Genomic DNA, 18176 nt, shown 5'->3' on the forward strand with positions numbered 1-18176 from the left:
TCCCTCCATACCATTAGAACTCCCACCTGATTAAAGTATATTGAACTTGGGACTTTATGTAAATCTAATTTCAAAATACGGAGGCTAGGTGATACATTTCTAACGATGTCATTACGGTTCTACGGAGCCTCTTTTTCGCTGTGCATAGACTTTTTTGGCACTGGTCATAATAGGAAAGAAATGTGCACCGGAGAGAGAAGGTTCTGTTCATGCAGAGAAAATCGTCCGCCTTTATGCACCACAAAAATGAGTCTCAAAGCATGCCTGAATATGCGAAAATTCCGATCTATACAGAGATTGATTCCAATACAAAACGGATTCGGCTTGATTTGGGAGAAAGCGATGACGTTGTTATTCGCATGGTTTGTTATGAACATACGGAAAAAGCAGCGGCGGCGATCATCTATGTGGATGGAATGTCAGATTCGGCTATCATTAATCAATATCTAACTGATGTACTAATCGGAAATATGAGAGGCATTAGCTTACGTAATAACGAGGCCACTAAGGACCACGACGATGGCCCGGCCTTGTTAGCCAGAGAGCTTCTGATCGGCATAGGTTCGATTCAAACCGTGACAGAATTCGGCTCCTTGTATAAAAGTTTGCTGTCTGGTGAGGCCATTATTGTGCTGGATGGCTCTGATTTTGCCTATTGTGCCGATATCCGGCAATGGAAGGGTCGTGAAATCGGGGAGTCCAGCAATCAGACATCGATACGCGGACCGAGAGAAAGCTTCAACGAGACGCTGCGCACCAATACCGCATTGGTAAGAAGAAAAATAAAAGATCCCCGACTTTGGTTGGAGACGTACGCTATCGGATCTGCGACACAAACCGATGTTACGATGATGTACATCAACGGCGTTGCCAAGCCTTCTGTCATTGAAATGACCAGATCACGTTTACAATCCATTGAGATCGACAGCATCCTTGACAGCGGCTATATTGAGGAATTGATAGAGGATGGCAAATACTCACTTTTTCCCACCGTTTATAATACGGAGCTTCCTGATAACGTCGCCGCCCAATTACTGGAAGGGAAAGTCGCAATTCTGGTGGACGGAACCCCCAATGCGCTGCTTGTCCCTACTCAGATGATCACATTCTTCCAATCCCCGGAGGATTATTACCAGCGATCCGTCTATGCGAGCTTGCTGCGCCTTTTACGCTTCATTGGATTCTTCATTTCCCTGCTATTCCCGTCCCTTTATATAGCCATTACGACGTTTCACCGTGACATGCTTCCGGCTCCCCTACTAATCAGTCTGGCCGCGCAGCGTGAGGGCGTACCTTTTCCCGCGTTTGTCGAAGCAACTATTATGGAAGTGACCTTCGAGATATTGCGTGAAGCCGGCCTGCGTATGCCCAAGGCCACCGGACAAGCGGTATCCGTGGTCGGTACACTTGTCATTGGTCAAGCTGCAGTAGAAGCCGGGATTGTGTCCGCCGCAATGGTAATTGTCGTTGCTGTCACAGCGATCTCCACATTCACAATTCCTGCATACAGCATGTCGATTCCTATCCGAATTTTGCGATTTCTTTTCATGATTGTAGCCGCGAGCTTTGGTCTTCTTGGTATATTTATGGCCATCTTCGTATTATTGCTCCATCTTTGTGCGCTTCGTTCCTTTGGAGAGCCCTACCTGTCGCCCATTTCCCCCTACCGGGAAGTAGAAATGCAGGACTCCCTGCTGCGGATGCCAAGGTGGCTAATGTTCAGACGTTCTGAAACTACGGTGGGAAGAGGCAAGGAAAGGTTACGTAAACATGGATAAATGTAAAGTCACCATTATAAAATTAATGATCGTTATGCTCTGTTTCCTCTCGTTGACCGGCTGCTGGAGCAGACGCGAGTTGAACGAACTTCTGATTGTGCTGGGAATCGGGTTTGACTGGGTAGATGATGAATTTCTTGTCTCCTTCCAGGTGGTCAACCCAAGTGAAATATCTGCGCAAAAAAGAGGTGGAGATCGTCCGCCAACCACCTTGTTTCAAGGCAGGGGTAAAACATTGCTAGAAGCCGCCCGTTTCTTGACGGCAGAGGCGCCACGTAAAGTGTATATGGGACATCTGCAATTCTATGTCATCGGTGAGGAACTTGCGAAAAGAGGGATCAGCGATTTCGTAGATAATGCGCTTCGTGACAATGAACATCGCATGGATTTCAATGTGGTAGTTGCCCGTGAAACAAAGGCGGAGAATATTCTGAAGCTATATACCCCGCTTGAGAAACTTCCTACCTACAGCATGCTTCATTCTCTAGAGACATCGGAGAAAAATTGGGCACCTACAGTATCTGTTACGATGGATGACGTGATGAAGAAATTATCCAGTAACGGTGTTGATTTGACTTTGACCGGAATCAAGCTGATCGGCAATCTGCAACAGGCCGAAGCAAAAAGCAACCTTGAAACATTTCTCCCACACAGTCGTTTTCGGTACAACGGTATCGCAGCATTCAAAGGGGATAAGTTGATCGGATGGTTGAACCAGCAGGAGAGCAAGGGCTATACCGACATTACCAATAAATTGGAGAGCACCTCTATTGAAATTCCATGTGGCCCAACTTTCTACACAGGAATTGAAGTCACCTCCTCCAAATCGAAAGTAGAGTCCAAAATTATCGACGGAATACCGGAGATGACGATATCTATACGATCCGAAGGAAGTATCAATCAAAAATCATGTCGTGATATTAATTTGATGGACCCTGATACTATTACCCAATTGCAGAATCAGGCTGTTGAAATCATCCGCAGCAATGCCGAAGCGGCAGTCCATCGTTCCAAGAAAATGAAATCCGATTTTCTGGGCTTCGGAGAAGTCATTGCCAAGAGCCATCCCCACTACTGGGATACCATCAAAGAAAGCTGGATTGAAGATTTCTTATCTAAGACCAAAGTCCGTTACAAAATCGAAATGTTAATACGCAAAACCGGAACAACCGGCAATACGACCCTGGAATCATGAGTAAGGGAGGGAGACTATGGCTTCAGTCATTGGGGTGCTAGCATTGGCTGTGGTGGCCCTTGGACTGGAAATACCGGGACTACTGCATAGAAAACGGAAGTGGGAGCTTGTCGTATTTCTTGTACTGCTGTTTACAGGAACGGCAATATATATAGCTCTGGTATTGGACGCCCCGCTCCCCAATCTACTTCAGCTTGTGAAAATCAACTTCTCGTAGCTATTCCAGCGCTGTACGGGAGAAAGGAAACACATGCAGACAAACGCCATGGAAAAAATATCAGCGCGTCAGTTCACCATTCTGATCATACTCGGAATTATCGGTGACTCTATTCTAGTTCTGCCGACTATGATTGCCTATTATGCCAAACAAGATTCCTGGATTTCCATGCTGCTCTCCTGCATAATCGGGCTGGGAGTCGGGGTTCTGTTCGCAGGAATTGCTAACCGGCTAAAAGGAAAGAGTCTTATTACTGCTGTTCAGAATAAATTCGGCATTGTTACAGGTAGCATCATTACGCTGCTGATTTTATTCCAATTCTTCATGTGTTCCCTCACGCTCATGAGTGAAATGAGTCAATTCATGACGACACAGATGATGCCCGAAACACCTGTCAGTGCGATACTGCTATTGTTTAGCGCGGTTATTATTATTGCTTACCGATACGGAATCGAGGCTTTTGCCCGGATGGGTGAGCTGCTTTTTCCGGTGTTTCTGATATTGTTTCTATGTCTGGTATTTTTTCTGATGCCACAGATTGAGACCACCAATGCAAAACCGATTCTACCCCATGGAATGGGACCTGTATTGAAAGGGATGTTCCCTGCGTTCACTCAGGCTTTTACGGAAATCGTATTTATTCTGATGCTGACCCAGCATGTACACAGCAATACCAAGCTGACAAAGCCCATCCTGACGGGCTACGCCATTGGCGGACTCATTTTGCTCATCGTGGTCAGTTTATGTGTATTGGTGCTCGGTCCCATGCTCATGGAGACCAAATATTATCCGGCCTTTGTACTGGCACAAAAAATCACCATTGGGAAATTCCTTGAACGCCTTGAAGTAATCCTGACCTTTTTATGGATTATTACCGTGTTCTTCAAATCCACTATGATCTTCTTTGCCTTAACGAACGGACTGGCCCAATTGCTGCGCCTGAAGGAGAGCCGGATGCTCACCATCCCGCTCAGCATGATTATCATTGTGTGCACGATCTCCAGTACGCCCAACATCACCATCTACAACCAGATTCTGCTCTTTTACTATCCCTGGTTCGATCTCATCTTCTGCCTCGGTTTACCGCTGTTATTCTTTGTGATTCTACTTGTCCCAGGGAAACGGAAGAAAGGTTCACCTAAAGAAAGCGAGCCCAATGATAAGGATAGAAATACAGCATAAGTAGTTCTGTTTTTGAACTCTCCCCACTAACCAGGTATAATTTGGTAGAGGCAGTCTTTGGATCTGCACGAAAAAGTAAAAGGAGCTGTGTTATTCGTGTCGATAAAATCAGTACAAATACAGCGTAATGAAACCAAACTTGTGGGATATGCCGCAACAGCGTCGTTAAATCAAGACTTGGAAAATGAAGTTGTCGTAAATTTACGCGAACCACTTATAGCCAGACGTCATGAAATCGCCAATCAATTAGACGATAACGGCATATACCTGGTCCAAGTATATCCGGACGTCGAATGGACACCGGATGTCCCTTTCGAAAGCATCGTTGCGGTAGCAGTCAGCGAATTCAGCACGTTGAACGATGGATTCATTAGCCATACCCTACCGGCAGGAACCTACGCCAAGATCACCCATACAGGCCCCGAATCGCAAATCGGCGAAACGTATGATGCCATCCGTGAAGCGGATATCGCTGGTGACCGAATGTTTGATTTTGAATACTGGGCGGATATGGGTTCTCCGGAACAAGAAGAGAGTGTTATTGAGATTTATTTGCCTTTGGGGGATTGATTTTCCTCGCTCTGCTGCAGTATAACACGCTACTGCTTCACCGGCTGACAGATGAGGATTGGGAGAAGTAAGCTATTAATTCCAAGCGCGATCTGGTGCGAAGCATGATGATTGTTCGTAGCTTCGCGCTTTCATTTCAATTCCCCTCGCAAAACTTTGAATTGCTTGGAACAACCTTTCGTGCGTTTCCTGAAAGGCTTGAATATTCTGCTTGCTCATGCTTGCATTCTCCAAATCATGAATTCTATGGGATCATGCATGAAGCCAAATAACCAATAGCAGTCTGCAGTACGTTGCAAAATTCACTCCTGATTGTATGGTGCTCGGCTCACCAATTGTTTAACCTTACTCAATAATAAATCATCCTCTTATATGTATTTGGACAATATAAAAAGGACAAGTGACAAATAACTGCACTCATCCCCTTATGTCGCTTCCGTCATATAAAGGTCGCATATCACCTCATACGCTGTTTCATTATTCAGTTTACTTGCTATAGCACAAGCTGCTGAGGTAATCTCCTGTATTATTAATGTCAACAAGATTCGGACAACAAAGAAGGCATAAAACACCATATAAAAAGTTGCCAAAACTCAGATTTCTAAAAATTAATATCTTATTCTTGTCTAGCTCTAAATCTTTGACCAATTTCTCCGTTAGCGCAACCACTCAAATAATAAATATTGTCCTTATTTATTAGGCTTGAGCAAGTCGTATTCAGTTTTTCTTTTTTACCATTATTGTCTGATCTACTGTCATACGTATATACAATTTGATTGTCTCTATACACAAGGCTATGAAAGATTGGGTCTCCTTCATCTGTATACTTCGCCAATTTAACTTCTGTTTCTACCTTATTATTGAAATCTTTTACAAAGTCATCAAGGTATTCACTATTAAAAATTTCTGAATTTACATAAACTACGTATCCCTTTTTTATTGCATCTTTTGAATTCATTGAATTTGAACAACCAACTACGAAAATTAAAGTTAAGAATAGTAATATAAGAGACTTTAGTATTTTCACATACTCACCCCCTACTAAATTATATATTGAACAAAAAAAATTATGACAGAGCACAAATAACGTGCTCTATCATAGATTATTATCATTACTCTAAATTCAAGTCAGAAAGCCATTGCACTTCACTTAATTCCTCCTGTTCAGTGGCGGCAGGTGTGAGTTTCTTTGTGGATTTATCCATATCAAATTTGCCTTGGTAGACTCCCGAAATAACGTATGCACCTTGTGCTTCAGGAATTGGACCAATATATTTTTTTAAATAAACGATTGCTGTATCTCCAGGCTTTAGTACACCGCCTTCTTCAAATAGATATTCGACGTTATTAAGAGTTCCTCCTGTTTCAAGTATTTTAACAGTACTGATATCTTCGCCCTTGAAAAGATTATTTACACTCGCTTCAGATAAAGTAAACACAATGTCTTTGTACTCAAATGAGTTTGTATTGGTAACAGAAACTTCATAAATACTATCAGAGTCATACGTTATATCTTGAACGGTAGTATAGTTAAAAGCTAAATCTCCGTGATAAACAACTATCTCAGTTTCATTGGATTCATTATTATTTTCATCAAGTTTTTCTGTATTATTTGCGACTATAGGCTTAGCATATTCAGCACTTGTCTGATTTAAATCAGTTATAAAATATGTGGTTCCTACCACTAACAGAAGTGCAAAAAGTATCAAAGCACTCTTCTTTATGATATTTAGCATAATAACCTCCAATTTAATATAATGAATTAACACCATTGATGTCATCAAGTTGTGGCGTTACAACTTGTCTACCATCTAAAGAAGTACACATCAATGTATAGGTATTAGTTGTGTGTCCTAGACCAAATACATGACCAAGTTCATGCCCGAAAACACCTTCACGTTGAACCGCACTCATACTTCCCATCCAGTACCTATTAGCTTTAACTTCATCCATGTAATCATAGCTACTGAAATTAACACGATGATGGCTTGTCGTTGCATTCCAATCCGTATTTCCATAGTCATTGTCCGCAAAATGGATCTCGTAAGAAGCATTAGTAGTCTGTGTATAACTAGCGTTCACAGCGTATGCCCAGTCTGCCATAGCGGCTTTTGCTGGGCCAATATAATTGGCTGATAGTATCGTATAATATGTGAAATTTTTATCTGTGAAGGGTTTCCCGTTATCTGAATACGTATAGGCAAAGCTACTCGATGGTATTGCGAGTAGAGCAATGGCTAAAGCACAAAAAAATGAAACTACTTTTTTCATAAAATTATATCTCCTTAATTATGATATGAACCTAGTGTGGCGCCGCACTCTAAGTTAAGTTTATCATTCCATTTATCACAAAACATGAGATTATTTTCCTATTTATTACATATAATATATCTTTATAGTCTGCATAAAATAGAATTAATTGTCTTATTTTGTAATAGTATTTTATATTTTCTTTTTTCATTCCTATACTAAGGAAACAATAATTTCATATGAATTAATACTCTTATTGTTGCACGTCTTCATGTCGCCCCTAACGATTTTCACACCTATGTCTTAACTGAACAAAGAACTTCACTGCTGTTGGCCAGGTTAACAAGCATTCGGACCACTTTACTAAATAGATTTATAATAGATTTCATTTTCTTGAGCTTTTTCAAATCTACATTAATGCGGTGCAGGACTCTAACTTCCGGATTGGCCATAACCATACACATCGTCATGTCATAGAGAAACTGACGGAGGCGAGGGGACCGCGCTTGCTGAGCGCCATTTTCCCACGCTAATTCCCGGAACTAGCCTTAGACATATTTAGCCCCGCTGATGAAGCAAGGCCTTTCGATTGGATGCATGAATCTATTCCTTTTGTAGTTGGGAAAAGTAACAGGGTTTCCCTATATTCGATCTTTTTAGTTCTCTTTGCATCAAATTTGAGAGGTAGACATAGCTTTCTTTTATTGACCTTTCGTTCTAGTCACAAGGATCATTTTATTTTCAAGATCGATATCATCAACAAAAAAACTCAAACATTCACCGATCCTTATGTCCTACTCGAACTTCCTTCACTTAATCCACATCATGTTTGTTTTTCAAATAAGCAATGAATAATTTCAATGAATGTTCATAAGAGCTAATCATTTTTCGTGATAAATTTTGTTCTAACAATAGGCTAAAAGAATCCTCCAGGAAAAATTCCAGATCCGATAAATTCATCTTATTCCTCCATCTCTTTTCCCCACAAAACAAAACCCAATAAACCAAAATAGTTTATCGGGTGAGATGGAAAAAGTTTATCGATTTTATATACTGAATGTGATATTTATCCAATCATTAAAATCTCGTACCCCTCACTCCTCCTTATTACTAGTTGATTCACTTGTTAGATATACTACTAGTTATTACTTATCTCTTAGAAAACATCCAAGCTACTTTACTATTTCGAACCTGATGACACCACTCCTGAAATAATTACATAAGCACTAAACACAAACTTGTTCTGCATGGCGTCAATTGCTACTCATGAACAGGCAATCCCAGCAGTTTAGCAGCATTTTCATAAAAAAACTTCTGCTGTACCCCCTCATCCCAGTTCCAATTCTTCACTTTATCTAGTGTGAATTCATACGGAACATTGGGATAATTACTTCCATACAGGATTTGGTTCGATAAATGGAAATTCGCAGCTTCCAGATACTTTTCTCCGTCCGGGAATCGAACAAACAGGTCAGGCAATATATAAATATTACACAGGTAAGAAGCGGTGCCGATTGCTTCATTGACGAATGGCCAAGCTCCGTGGTTGATAATAAAGTTTAAATCCGGGAACGCCTGAGCAGCTCTAACCAGTTGGCTAGGTCTAGCGAAATCATAGTTCTGCCGTGGTCCAGTCACACCCAGATAAACACTCAGCGTCAGCGCAAGCGGCAACTTATGTTTTGCGCAGGCTATGAAAATAGGGTCCCAAGCAGGATCGCCTACTGGTAAATGCGGCAGCAACACGGATGCGTTGAGAGCCACCCCGCGGAACAGCCCCGTAGCGGCGTAGGTTTCAATCGTTCTTACTGCTTCGTCGACGTAGGGCGTATCTACACCAATAAAGCCAATGAAGCGTGTGGACAGGGGACTTCTCAGAAAATCTGCAAGCTCCTCATTCGAGGAGCCCAGCTCATTGCCACGTCCCATTATGACCGCGTAATCTATGCCGTGAAGGTCGAGTTCCCCAATCACCTCATCAAGAGTGTTTGAAGGTACTGAGACGACGTTGCGCAGCTTGCTGCTGTCTCTAACAACGTCCTTGCCGTCTGCAAACAGCTTCTCCCATTTGGGAATCGGCGCCTTCATACGAAAATCAATGATCATAGTTGTTAACCCTCCGTCCTTTTCCTAAATTTATTCTGCTGATCTGCTGTTGCGGATATAACGTTGGAATCATGCACGGTAAATAATTATAATTCACATGTAATTAGTTTGATTTTTTTACATACTTAACTCTAACATTGTGCTATTTGAAGCGTCTAATAGAGTTTCTTTATTTTTCTATTTAAATTACTTTGAGAGAAGCATTATTGAAGGTTTTAATTCCAGTGGAACAGTTTTGACCACATCAGGAGGTGTTATATGAATAAAATTGCAATTATCGGTTCAGGAGGCTCTGGAAAATCAACTTTAGCGAAGCAATTAGGAGCAAAGTTAATGATAGATGTATATCATCTCGATTCGCTTTTTTGGAAGCCTAATTGGGTTAGTGTACCAAAAGATGAACAAATAATAGTGCAAAATGATTTGGTTAAGAAGCAAAAATGGATTATTGACGGGAATTATAGCGGAACAATGTAGATAAAACTTAATGCAGCTGATACAATTATCTTTCTTGATCTTCCAAGAACAATATGCGTACTAAAAAACCAGGAATTTTAATAAGTTTAGAAAATTTGGCTAAAGAAAGGGTAATCATTATCTTAAAATCTCCAAAAGAAGTTGAACAATTTTTAGAGGAACAAATAACATGAAATTGTCCACTTGAAAATCGAAGTCCATCACAACAAAAAACCGCCATTCGTTGGATTTTAAGAACCCAATAAACAGCGGTTAGTAATAGATTTTCTTAAAAACATTTATCGGTTTTGAACATGCCATTTCGGATATTTATCGGTATCTTTATGTTACCTGTAAACACCCTTCCAACACCCACAATCCCTTACCCCTCACTCCTCCTTACCCTTTCAAGACACCTTATGCTCAATGCGCAGCTTGTCAGCTACCATCGCAATAAATTCCGAGTTAGTAGGCTTGGATTTGGAGATATTAATGGTATAGCCAAACAGGTGGCTGATGCTGTCAATGTTACCACGGGTCCAGGCCACTTCGATGGCGTGGCGGATGGCGCGTTCAACGCGGGAAGGTGTGGTTTTGAACTTTTCAGCGATGGCCGGATAGAGCGTTTTGGTGATGGCACCCAGGATTTCGATGTTGTTGTACACCATGGTGATCGCCTCACGCAGGTACTGATATCCCTTGATATGGGCTGGTACGCCGATCTCATGGATGATGGAGGTGATGTTAGCATCCAGGTTCTTACCTTTGGATAATGGCACCACATTAGATCTTGAAGCCGTGAAGCCCGACATACCGGAAGAAGAGGAAGAGGTAATATTAGATTGGACTCCCACCAACTGACGCACCCGGTTCGCAAGAACTTCCATATCGAACGGTTTCAAAATATAATAAGATGCCCCCAGCTGCACAGCTCTTTGAGTAATGTTCTCCTGCCCGAAAGCCGTCAGCATAATGATCTTGGGCTGCGGATTCAGGTCCATTTCGCGTAGACGCTCAAGCACACCCAGTCCGTCCAAATGAGGCATAATAATATCAAGAATAAGGACATCGGGAACTTTACGTGTTTCGCTAAGCATATGCAGCACTTCTTCCCCATTGTACGCGATGCCCGTTACAGTCATGTCTTCCTGTTCTGTAATGTATTCGGCTAGCAAGTTCGTAAATTCCCGGTTATCATCGGCCAACAATATTTCAATATTCTGCACTGGCTGCTTCCTCCTTATTTATACCTGCTATTCGAAAATAACAATTTTGTCTTCTCTCCCTTACGTTTTCGACATCTGGATTGAATTTCCTTCTGTCGAAAATTATTTTTCTTTATTTTTTTTCGGGGTTAGATTATAATTAAATATTTTATTGCAAGGTTCGATGTAGTTCGGTCAGCTTCGACAAAAAATCTTAAGGCTAGATGGCCTTAAGATATTGTGGGAAGCTATTTTGTTGACTGGCTACTCCGGAGTCCCTAAGCATCCATTCGATAAAGCAGCCGTAGCCGGATTTAGGGTCGTTCACGAATACATGGGTGACTGCACCGATCAGACGGCCTTCCTGCACAATAGGGCTACCACTCATTCCTTGTACAATCCCGCCGGTCTTGTCGAGCAGACGAGGATCGGTGATCCGCAGAATCAAACCTTTCGTGGCTGGAACCTGCTGTTTAGCTACATGAATGATCTCCACATCGAAACGCTCCACCTGCTGGCCGTCTACAACGGTCAGGATCTGCGCCGGTCCTTCTTTCACATCATTGCTCAGTGCAATCGGAATCGGCTCTTTGTAGAGGCTGTGTTCCGGGTTACGATCCATTTTGCCGAAGATGCCAAAATCCGTATTGCTCTCCACGTTTCCGAGAACCTGGCTTTCCTTGAGAAAATGAGCTCTTTTCTCACCGGGATCGCCGTCCTGGCTCTTGGAAATCGAGGTTACACTGGACTGCACAATATGGCCGCTGCCGACAACAATGGGTGTCCCTGTGTTCATGTCGGTGATGACATGCCCGAGTGCACCATACACTCCTTGCTGGGGAGCATAAAAGGTCAGGGTACCTACCCCTGCTGCTGAATCCCGGATGTAAAGTCCAAGGCGCCACACCTTGTCATTACGGTCGTAGGCGGGTTTGAGCTTGGCGGTATGCTCTTTGCCGCCCCGTTTAAACACAATATTGAGGAATTCGCCTGCTTTACCGGCACGCTCCACAAGCTTGGCTACCTTGGACACTTCATCCAGCTTCACACCGTCAATCGAGGTCATCAGATCTCCGGGCAGCAGCCCGCTGTTCTCGCCAGGTGAAATCTTGGAGGCCTGTGCAGTCTGGACCATGTGATGCCCGACAACCAGCACGCCTGCAGATTTGACCTTCACACCAATCGTCTGTCCCCCCGGAATAACCTTTAGCTCCGGATCAATTCCCTTCTGCACCATTTTGGCCTGGTTAGGCTCACGCTCTGGTGAAGAGGCAAAGCTTGTGACGGGTCCCGTTATGCCTGATAAACTGAGAAAGAAGGCAAGTAAAAGGCCGGGCATTAACTTCCTGAGGTTCGGCTTCAATGGCTGTCACGCTCCCTTTTGCTTCTTTCGCTTGACGAAAAAGGTGGTCGCCAATTGCGTACCTATAAGATAACCTTGCCCCCAGGCTTTTATTACTGTCAATCATTGTCCCGCTTACCCTGCGCAGCCTTGCTGGCCCCCGCCAGATTAAGCATTTCCTGCGCATGATGCAGTGTCTTTTCGGTAATTTCCACGCCACCCAACATCCGGGCCAGCTCCTTTACCCGTCCATCCTCGGTCAGGGCTTCTACCTCGGTCATGGTCCGCTCATCCTCCACCTTTTTACGGATCAGGTACTGATGATCGGCCATGCAAGCAACCTGTGGTAAGTGAGTAATGGAGAACACCTGGCAGGAAGAAGACAGCTTAAACAGCTTATCTGCTATGGACTGTGCTGCACGGCCGCTTACACCGGTATCCACCTCGTCAAAGATCAGTACAGGAATGGCGTCGGTCCGGGCAAAAATACTCTTCATCGCCAGCATAATCCGCGACAGCTCACCGCCAGAGGCGATTTTGCCGAGTGGGCGCAGTGGCTCCCCGGGGTTTGGGGAGATCATGAACTCCGCACTGTCGATCCCTTGTCTCGTTAAGCGAATACGCTGGCCTTGATATTCAATACCCCGTGGGTCCTCGAGCGTCTCCAATCTGACTTTGAGTGAGGTCCGCTCCATCTGCAGATCCTTCAATTCGCCTTCCACCTGGGTTGCCAGATCGTCCGCACAGATCCGTCTTGCCTCGGTTAGCTCAACAGCTGCATCCATTAAAACTGCAAGCAGCTCATCTCGCTTCGCAGTCAATTTCTCAAGATACTCGTCCTTATTCTCCAATAAATCGGTTTCCCGATGAATTTGTTCATAATAAGCCAGAATCTGCTCTACACTGTCCCCATACTTGCGGCGCAAGCCGGTAATCAGGTCCAACCGGTTCTCGATATCCTCCAACCGCTGTGGGTTGAATTCGATATCTTCACGGTAGTCGCGAAGCTGAAAGGCCGCATCCTCCAATTGATAATAGGAAGACTGCAGCTGCTCCAGAATGCTCTTCAAGCCTTTTTCATCATAACGAACGGCATCTTCCAGCCTTGAAATGACTTTTCCAATCGATTCCAGTCCCTGACGATCATACAGCAGTTCGTATGCACCTGATACGGAATCCATCATTTTCTCACTGTGGGATAGTTTGACCCTTTCTTCGGAAAGTAATTCATCTTCTCCCGGTTTTAAGGCCGCCGAAGAAATCTCCTCCAGTTGAAAACGATACAAATCCAGCATCTGGTATGCCTTTTGACTGGATTCCTGTAATTCCCGTAGTTCTCTTTCCACCTTAGCAAAAGCGGTATACCGCTCCTGATACACCGCTTTAAGCGGCCCAATAATCGCATCGCCGTAAGTATCCAGCAATCCGAGATGGCGTTCCGCCTTCAGCAGATTCTGATGCTCGTGCTGGCCGTGGATGTTGACCAATTGTTCCCCTATTTCCCGCAGCATGCTGAGGTTGACCATCTGTCCGTTCACACGTGATGTACTCTTGCCCTGCAAGGTGATCTCACGCCGGATGATGAGGTGCTCCTCCTTCTGTGCCCCGATGCCCAGTCTGTCCAGCGTTTCCCACACCGGATGACTGCTGGGCAGACTAAACAAGGCTTCCATCTCCGCCTTCTCACATCCGTAACGAATGGAATCACCGGACCCGCGTCCGCCTGCAATCAGCCCCAGCGCATCAATAATAATGGATTTACCTGCACCGGTCTCACCGGTAAGCACATGAAATCCAGGGAAAAAATGAACATCCACCGCCTCCACGACGGCCAAATTGCGGATTGATAACGTTTCTAACACGAAAAGAAACACCTCCGAAAAGTCATGCCATTGGCTGTTGATTAATGCTTTACGATTACGAAATATAACCCATAATCTGCGAAATCACCGTTTTGCTGTCTTCGGGCTGGCGGCAAATAATGAGGATGGTGTCATCCCCGGAAATGGTTCCCATAATCTGCGGCCAATCAATATTGTCGATCAAAGCGGCGACGGAATTTGCCGTACCGGGCAAACACTTCATTACAACCAGATTACCGGAAAAATCAATCTGTACGAAGTTGTCCACCAGCACGCGCTTGAGCTTCTGAACCGGATTATAACGCTGGTCTGTTGGAAGTGAATATTTATATCTGCCGTCATCCATCGGCACCTTGATCAGCAGGAGTTCCTTGATATCACGAGACACCGTAGCCTGGGTTACCTGAAAACCGGCGTCGCGCAGTGCTTCAACTAGCTCGTCCTGTGTTTCTATTTCCTTTTGCGTAATAATTTCACGAATCTTGATATGTCGTTGTCCCTTCATTGTTGCCTCCCGTATTTAAAAAATTAAGCTTAATTGGATTCACCATCGTCTTTACCGAGCTCAATCACATGGATTGCCGCAGCCGCCATATTGACATACAGCACACCGCTGCATTCGGGGTAGATCAGCAGATAAGGCAGCAAATAATCACGCAGCCCGCTGCCGGTGAAATCCAGCGGCTTGCGGGGGCGGGCAAGAATCACCATATAGAAGGACCCGTCCTCTTTGGCGGCAACATAATCGATAAATATCCTGCTGTACATCGCCGCTCCATTGACCCGGAATGACAGAGGAATCTTCAATTTGCCGCCAATCACCTCGTACCCAGCCTCTTCCAGATAATCGATGGCCGGGTGCGGGAGAATATCCTTATTTATCGGAATCTTATCTTTTATTAATGAACGCGGAGAGCCCTCCAGCCATACATACAATCTGTATAACAAGCCAATGGCAACCGCGATCCCAATCACCGTCATGACGATCTTGTCAGAGCTACCTGCCATATCCATCACCTCGGAGATTTATTCGCGCGTCCCCCTGCAAAATCCTCCCCAATGACAAAAGAAACTCACCGTCGTGAGTTTCCATGAGTTGTATTGACACTAAATGTGGCGTTAGCCTCCTTGATGACCTTATCGGCCAGCACAGCAAAGCTGACGTCAGCAGACGAAGCTTCCACAATTGCAGATGGTTCTCCGACTTCCACTGCCGCAGACTCGCTAACCGGCTCAAGCCGCCAGTGAGCCAGGAACTCCACATTGCCCTCACCGCCAGTAATCGGCGAGAAAGTCAGGTTCTGAAGACTATAGCCCAGTCCGGCTGCCATCGAAAGCACATTGACCAGCACTTCCTTATGTACAGCAGGCTCACGAACTACGCCCGACTTCCCAACCTTCTCCCGGCCTGCTTCAAACTGCGGCTTGATCAGCGCGGCAATATCTGCCGGACGATTCAACAGCGCCATCAGCGGAGGGAGAATGATTTTGAGGGAAATGAATGATACATCGATGCTGGCAAAATCGGGCACTGGCCCCTTAAGGTCCGGGGGCGTCATATAACGGAAGTTGGTCCGCTCCATAACACTCACCCGTTCATCGTTGCGCAGCGACCAGTCCAACTGGTTGTAGCCGACATCAATGGCATAGACATGACTGGCACCATTCTGCAACGCACAGTCCGTAAACCCTCCGGTGGAAGAACCAATATCCAGCATATTCCGTCCGGTAAGATCAATCCCAAAGGTACGGAGCGCTTTCTCCAGCTTCAATCCACCTCTGCTAACATAAGGATGGACAGCCCCTTTGACCTTCAGCACGGATTCGCGCGGCACCTTCATGCCCGGCTTCTCGATCCGCTCTTCATCCGCGAGAATTAGGCCAGCCATAATGGCGGCCTTGGCTTTTTCACGACTTTCAAAATACCCCTGCTCCACGAGCAGTACATCTATCCGTTCTTTACGGTGTTCCATGGTCATCTCCCATTGTACAAAGGATGCAATTGCAGCTTCCGGTCTTCTCAGGAAGACGAAGTGTTCTTGTAAGAAAAGGCGCGCAGAGCGATCATCGACTTGATACGTTTGCACAGTGCTTCAACGGTAAGTCCCGCAACCTGGCGCTGATCTTTGATCGAACCATGCTCCACGAAAATGTCCGGCACACCCATTGGGTGAACTCTGACATCGTATAGTTCATGCTCCGCGTAGAATTCCAGCACAGCGCTGCCCAAGCTGCCGGCTTGACTTGCTTCTTCCAGTACGACCATGCTTGTTCCGGCATGAGCGAGGTCCAGCAGCATCGAGTTGTCCATCGGTTTCAGGAAACGCGCATTGACCACGCCAACCTGAATACCTTCACGCTTCAGCAGCTCTGCTGCTTCCTCTGCAAGCTGGATCATTGGTCCACAGGCTACAACCGCGTATTCATCTCCCGGACGCACCCGTTCCCAGGTACCAATCGGTATGGTGTGCAGCTCTTCATCAAGAGAAACACCCGTGCCATTGATCCGTGGATAACGATAAGCAATCGGGCCGTCATTATACTCTATCGCCGTCTTCATCATATGGCGCAGCTCATTCTCATCCTTAGGCATCATCAGCACGATGTTCGGAATATGGCGCATAAAGGCAATATCATACACCCCTTGATGTGTCTCCCCATCGGCGCCGACAAAGCCGGCCCGGTCGATCGCGAACATGACATTAGCATTATGACGGCAAATATCATGCACAATCTGGTCATAGGCCCGCTGCATAAAGGTGGAATAGACCGCGAATACCGGCTTCATACCCTCCATCGCCAATGCAGCACAAAGAGTAGCAGCATGCTGTTCAGCAATGCCGACATCAATCATCCGGTCCGGGAATTCCTTGGCAAACGGGAACAGTCCAGATCCGCCTGGCATTGCAGGCGTAACGGCAACCAGACGTTTATCCTCACGGCCCAGCTCGATTAGCGTTTTGCCAAATACTTCGGTGTACATCGGATTGCCGACCGCTTTAAGCACCTGGCCGGATTCGATCTTATAAGGAGAAATCCCGTGCCATTTATAAGAGTCGGCTTCCGCTGGCTTGTAGCCCTTACCCTTCGTAGTAAGCACATGCACAAGCACAGGGCCGTTGACATTATCGGCCTGGTGGAAAGCTTCGATCACTTTCTCCAGATCGTGGCCATCTACAGGTCCAAGATAAGTAAAGCCCAGCTCTTCAAAGAGAACACCAGGAACCATCATATATTTAAGGCTGTCCTTCACCCACTCCGCCGTCTTGGCGAGGCGGTCCCCGATGGCAGGGATTTTCTTGAGCAGTCCTTCAACTTCGTCTTTAGCGCGCAAGTAGTGGCGGTCTGAACGGATCTTGCTCAAATAATTGTGCATCGCTCCGACATTCGGCGCAATGGACATTTCATTGTCGTTCAGAATTACCATTAGTTTACGCTTTTCGTGTCCAATATGATTCAGTGCTTCAAAAGCCATACCGCCTGTCAAAGCTCCGTCGCCGATTACTGCGATCACCTTGTTGTCTTCGCCTTTCAAATCCCGGGCCATCGCCATGCCCATGGCTGCTGACAACGAGGTGCTGCTATGTCCGGCTTCCCAGACATCATGCTCACTCTCAGATCGCTTGACGAATCCGCAGAGCCCCTCGTGCTTGCGCAGCGAATCGAAGCGATCCTTGCGACCAGTCAATATTTTGTGGACATAAGCCTGATGCCCAACGTCGTATATCATTTTGTCCCAGGGACTATCATAGCAGTAATGCAGGGCCAGCGTGAGCTCCACGACTCCCAAGTTAGATGCAAGATGCCCTCCGGTTACAGACAGCTTTTCAATCAGGAAATGACGAATTTCCTCCGCAAGAACACCGAGTTCTTCGATTGATAGCATTTTCAACTGCGCAGGCTCATTTATTTGTGGAAGCAGCACGTGTATTCCCCGCTTTCCTAGTTGTTGTAAAATATATAAATCCCATTATAACACAAACGAAACGGCTGTCGAAGTACAGCCGTTTCCG

General features: G+C 45.3%; 17 protein-coding genes and 1 pseudogene. 6 read left to right on the forward strand and 12 right to left on the reverse strand.

Annotated features, from left to right (window positions below):
- Nucleotides 1-209: 209 nt before the first annotated feature.
- Genes ACFRAM_RS09300 through ACFRAM_RS09320 form a run of 5 tightly spaced genes read left to right on the forward strand, consistent with a single transcriptional unit; the run spans nt 210 to nt 4942 of the window.
- Nucleotides 210-1778, forward strand: coding sequence for a spore germination protein (locus tag ACFRAM_RS09300; protein ID WP_379465644.1), 1569 nt, complete (start codon nt 210-212; stop codon nt 1776-1778).
- Nucleotides 1771-2973 carry a Ger(x)C family spore germination protein gene (locus tag ACFRAM_RS09305; protein WP_379465645.1) on the forward strand — a complete coding sequence of 401 codons (1203 nt, stop codon included), beginning with the start codon at nt 1771-1773 and terminating at the stop codon, nt 2971-2973. Before ACFRAM_RS09300 ends, ACFRAM_RS09305 begins: the two co-directional genes overlap by 8 nt.
- A gap of 16 nt (nt 2974-2989) precedes the next feature.
- Nucleotides 2990-3190 (forward strand): hypothetical protein, encoded by a 201-nt coding sequence (locus tag ACFRAM_RS09310; RefSeq protein ID WP_175373078.1) that lies wholly within the window; start codon nt 2990-2992, stop codon nt 3188-3190.
- A 33-nt stretch (nt 3191-3223) separates the two neighbouring features.
- Entirely contained in the window at nt 3224-4372 is a 1149-nt protein-coding gene (locus ACFRAM_RS09315) for a GerAB/ArcD/ProY family transporter (protein ID WP_379465646.1), read from the forward strand.
- A 57-nt stretch (nt 4373-4429) separates the two neighbouring features.
- The gene (locus tag ACFRAM_RS09320) at nt 4430-4942 is read left to right on the forward strand and encodes a GyrI-like domain-containing protein (protein ID WP_379465647.1); all 513 of its coding nucleotides are present in this window, start codon (nt 4430-4432) and stop codon (nt 4940-4942) included.
- A 75-nt stretch (nt 4943-5017) separates the two neighbouring features.
- On the opposite strand, the gene ACFRAM_RS09325 is transcribed toward ACFRAM_RS09320, so the two are convergent.
- The 5 genes from ACFRAM_RS09325 to ACFRAM_RS09345 all read right to left on the reverse strand — a co-directional run bounded on the left by ACFRAM_RS09325 (nt 5018) and on the right by ACFRAM_RS09345 (nt 9298).
- The gene (locus tag ACFRAM_RS09325; protein ID WP_379465648.1) at nt 5018-5161 is read right to left on the reverse strand and encodes a hypothetical protein; all 144 of its coding nucleotides are present in this window, start codon (nt 5159-5161) and stop codon (nt 5018-5020) included.
- A gap of 397 nt (nt 5162-5558) precedes the next feature.
- The gene (locus tag ACFRAM_RS09330; RefSeq protein ID WP_175373075.1) at nt 5559-5969 is read right to left on the reverse strand and encodes a DUF4362 domain-containing protein; all 411 of its coding nucleotides are present in this window, start codon (nt 5967-5969) and stop codon (nt 5559-5561) included.
- Nucleotides 5970-6054: 85 nt separating this feature from the next.
- Nucleotides 6055-6678 (reverse strand): hypothetical protein, encoded by a 624-nt coding sequence (locus tag ACFRAM_RS09335; protein ID WP_379465649.1) that lies wholly within the window; start codon nt 6676-6678, stop codon nt 6055-6057.
- A gap of 13 nt (nt 6679-6691) precedes the next feature.
- Nucleotides 6692-7213, reverse strand: a complete 522-nt coding sequence (locus ACFRAM_RS09340; protein ID WP_379465650.1) for a matrixin family metalloprotease — start codon at nt 7211-7213, stop codon at nt 6692-6694.
- A gap of 1239 nt (nt 7214-8452) precedes the next feature.
- On the reverse strand, nt 8453-9298 hold the full coding sequence (locus ACFRAM_RS09345) for an amidohydrolase family protein (protein ID WP_379465651.1): 846 nt from the start codon (nt 9296-9298) through the stop codon (nt 8453-8455).
- Nucleotides 9299-9556: 258 nt separating this feature from the next.
- On the opposite strand from ACFRAM_RS09345, the pseudogene ACFRAM_RS09350 reads away from it, so the two are divergent.
- Nucleotides 9557-9948: pseudogene (locus ACFRAM_RS09350) on the forward strand (P-loop NTPase family protein).
- 213 nt (nt 9949-10161) lie between these two features.
- Here ACFRAM_RS09350 and spo0A read toward each other — a convergent pair.
- The 7 genes from spo0A to dxs all read right to left on the reverse strand — a co-directional run bounded on the left by spo0A (nt 10162) and on the right by dxs (nt 18088).
- Complete coding sequence (spo0A, locus tag ACFRAM_RS09355) at nt 10162-10980, reverse strand: sporulation transcription factor Spo0A (protein WP_175373065.1); 819 nt, start codon at nt 10978-10980, stop codon at nt 10162-10164.
- 199 nt (nt 10981-11179) lie between these two features.
- The gene (spoIVB, locus tag ACFRAM_RS09360; RefSeq protein ID WP_379465652.1) at nt 11180-12322 is read right to left on the reverse strand and encodes a SpoIVB peptidase; all 1143 of its coding nucleotides are present in this window, start codon (nt 12320-12322) and stop codon (nt 11180-11182) included.
- 98 nt (nt 12323-12420) lie between these two features.
- Entirely contained in the window at nt 12421-14163 is a 1743-nt protein-coding gene (recN, locus tag ACFRAM_RS09365; protein WP_379465653.1) for a DNA repair protein RecN, read from the reverse strand.
- 55 nt (nt 14164-14218) lie between these two features.
- Nucleotides 14219-14668, reverse strand: coding sequence for a transcriptional regulator AhrC/ArgR (ahrC, locus tag ACFRAM_RS09370; protein ID WP_175373063.1), 450 nt, complete (start codon nt 14666-14668; stop codon nt 14219-14221).
- A 29-nt stretch (nt 14669-14697) separates the two neighbouring features.
- Nucleotides 14698-15171 carry a hypothetical protein gene (locus ACFRAM_RS09375; protein ID WP_175373062.1) on the reverse strand — a complete coding sequence of 158 codons (474 nt, stop codon included), beginning with the start codon at nt 15169-15171 and terminating at the stop codon, nt 14698-14700.
- A 65-nt stretch (nt 15172-15236) separates the two neighbouring features.
- The gene (locus ACFRAM_RS09380; RefSeq protein WP_379465654.1) at nt 15237-16136 is read right to left on the reverse strand and encodes a TlyA family RNA methyltransferase; all 900 of its coding nucleotides are present in this window, start codon (nt 16134-16136) and stop codon (nt 15237-15239) included.
- 47 nt (nt 16137-16183) lie between these two features.
- Entirely contained in the window at nt 16184-18088 is a 1905-nt protein-coding gene (dxs, locus tag ACFRAM_RS09385) for a 1-deoxy-D-xylulose-5-phosphate synthase (RefSeq protein ID WP_379465655.1), read from the reverse strand.
- Nucleotides 18089-18176: the final 88 nt, after the last annotated feature.

This window comes from Paenibacillus sp. NPDC056722 (assembly GCF_042790635.1).
Lineage (GTDB): Bacteria > Bacillota > Bacilli > Paenibacillales > Paenibacillaceae > Paenibacillus_AQ > Paenibacillus_AQ agri.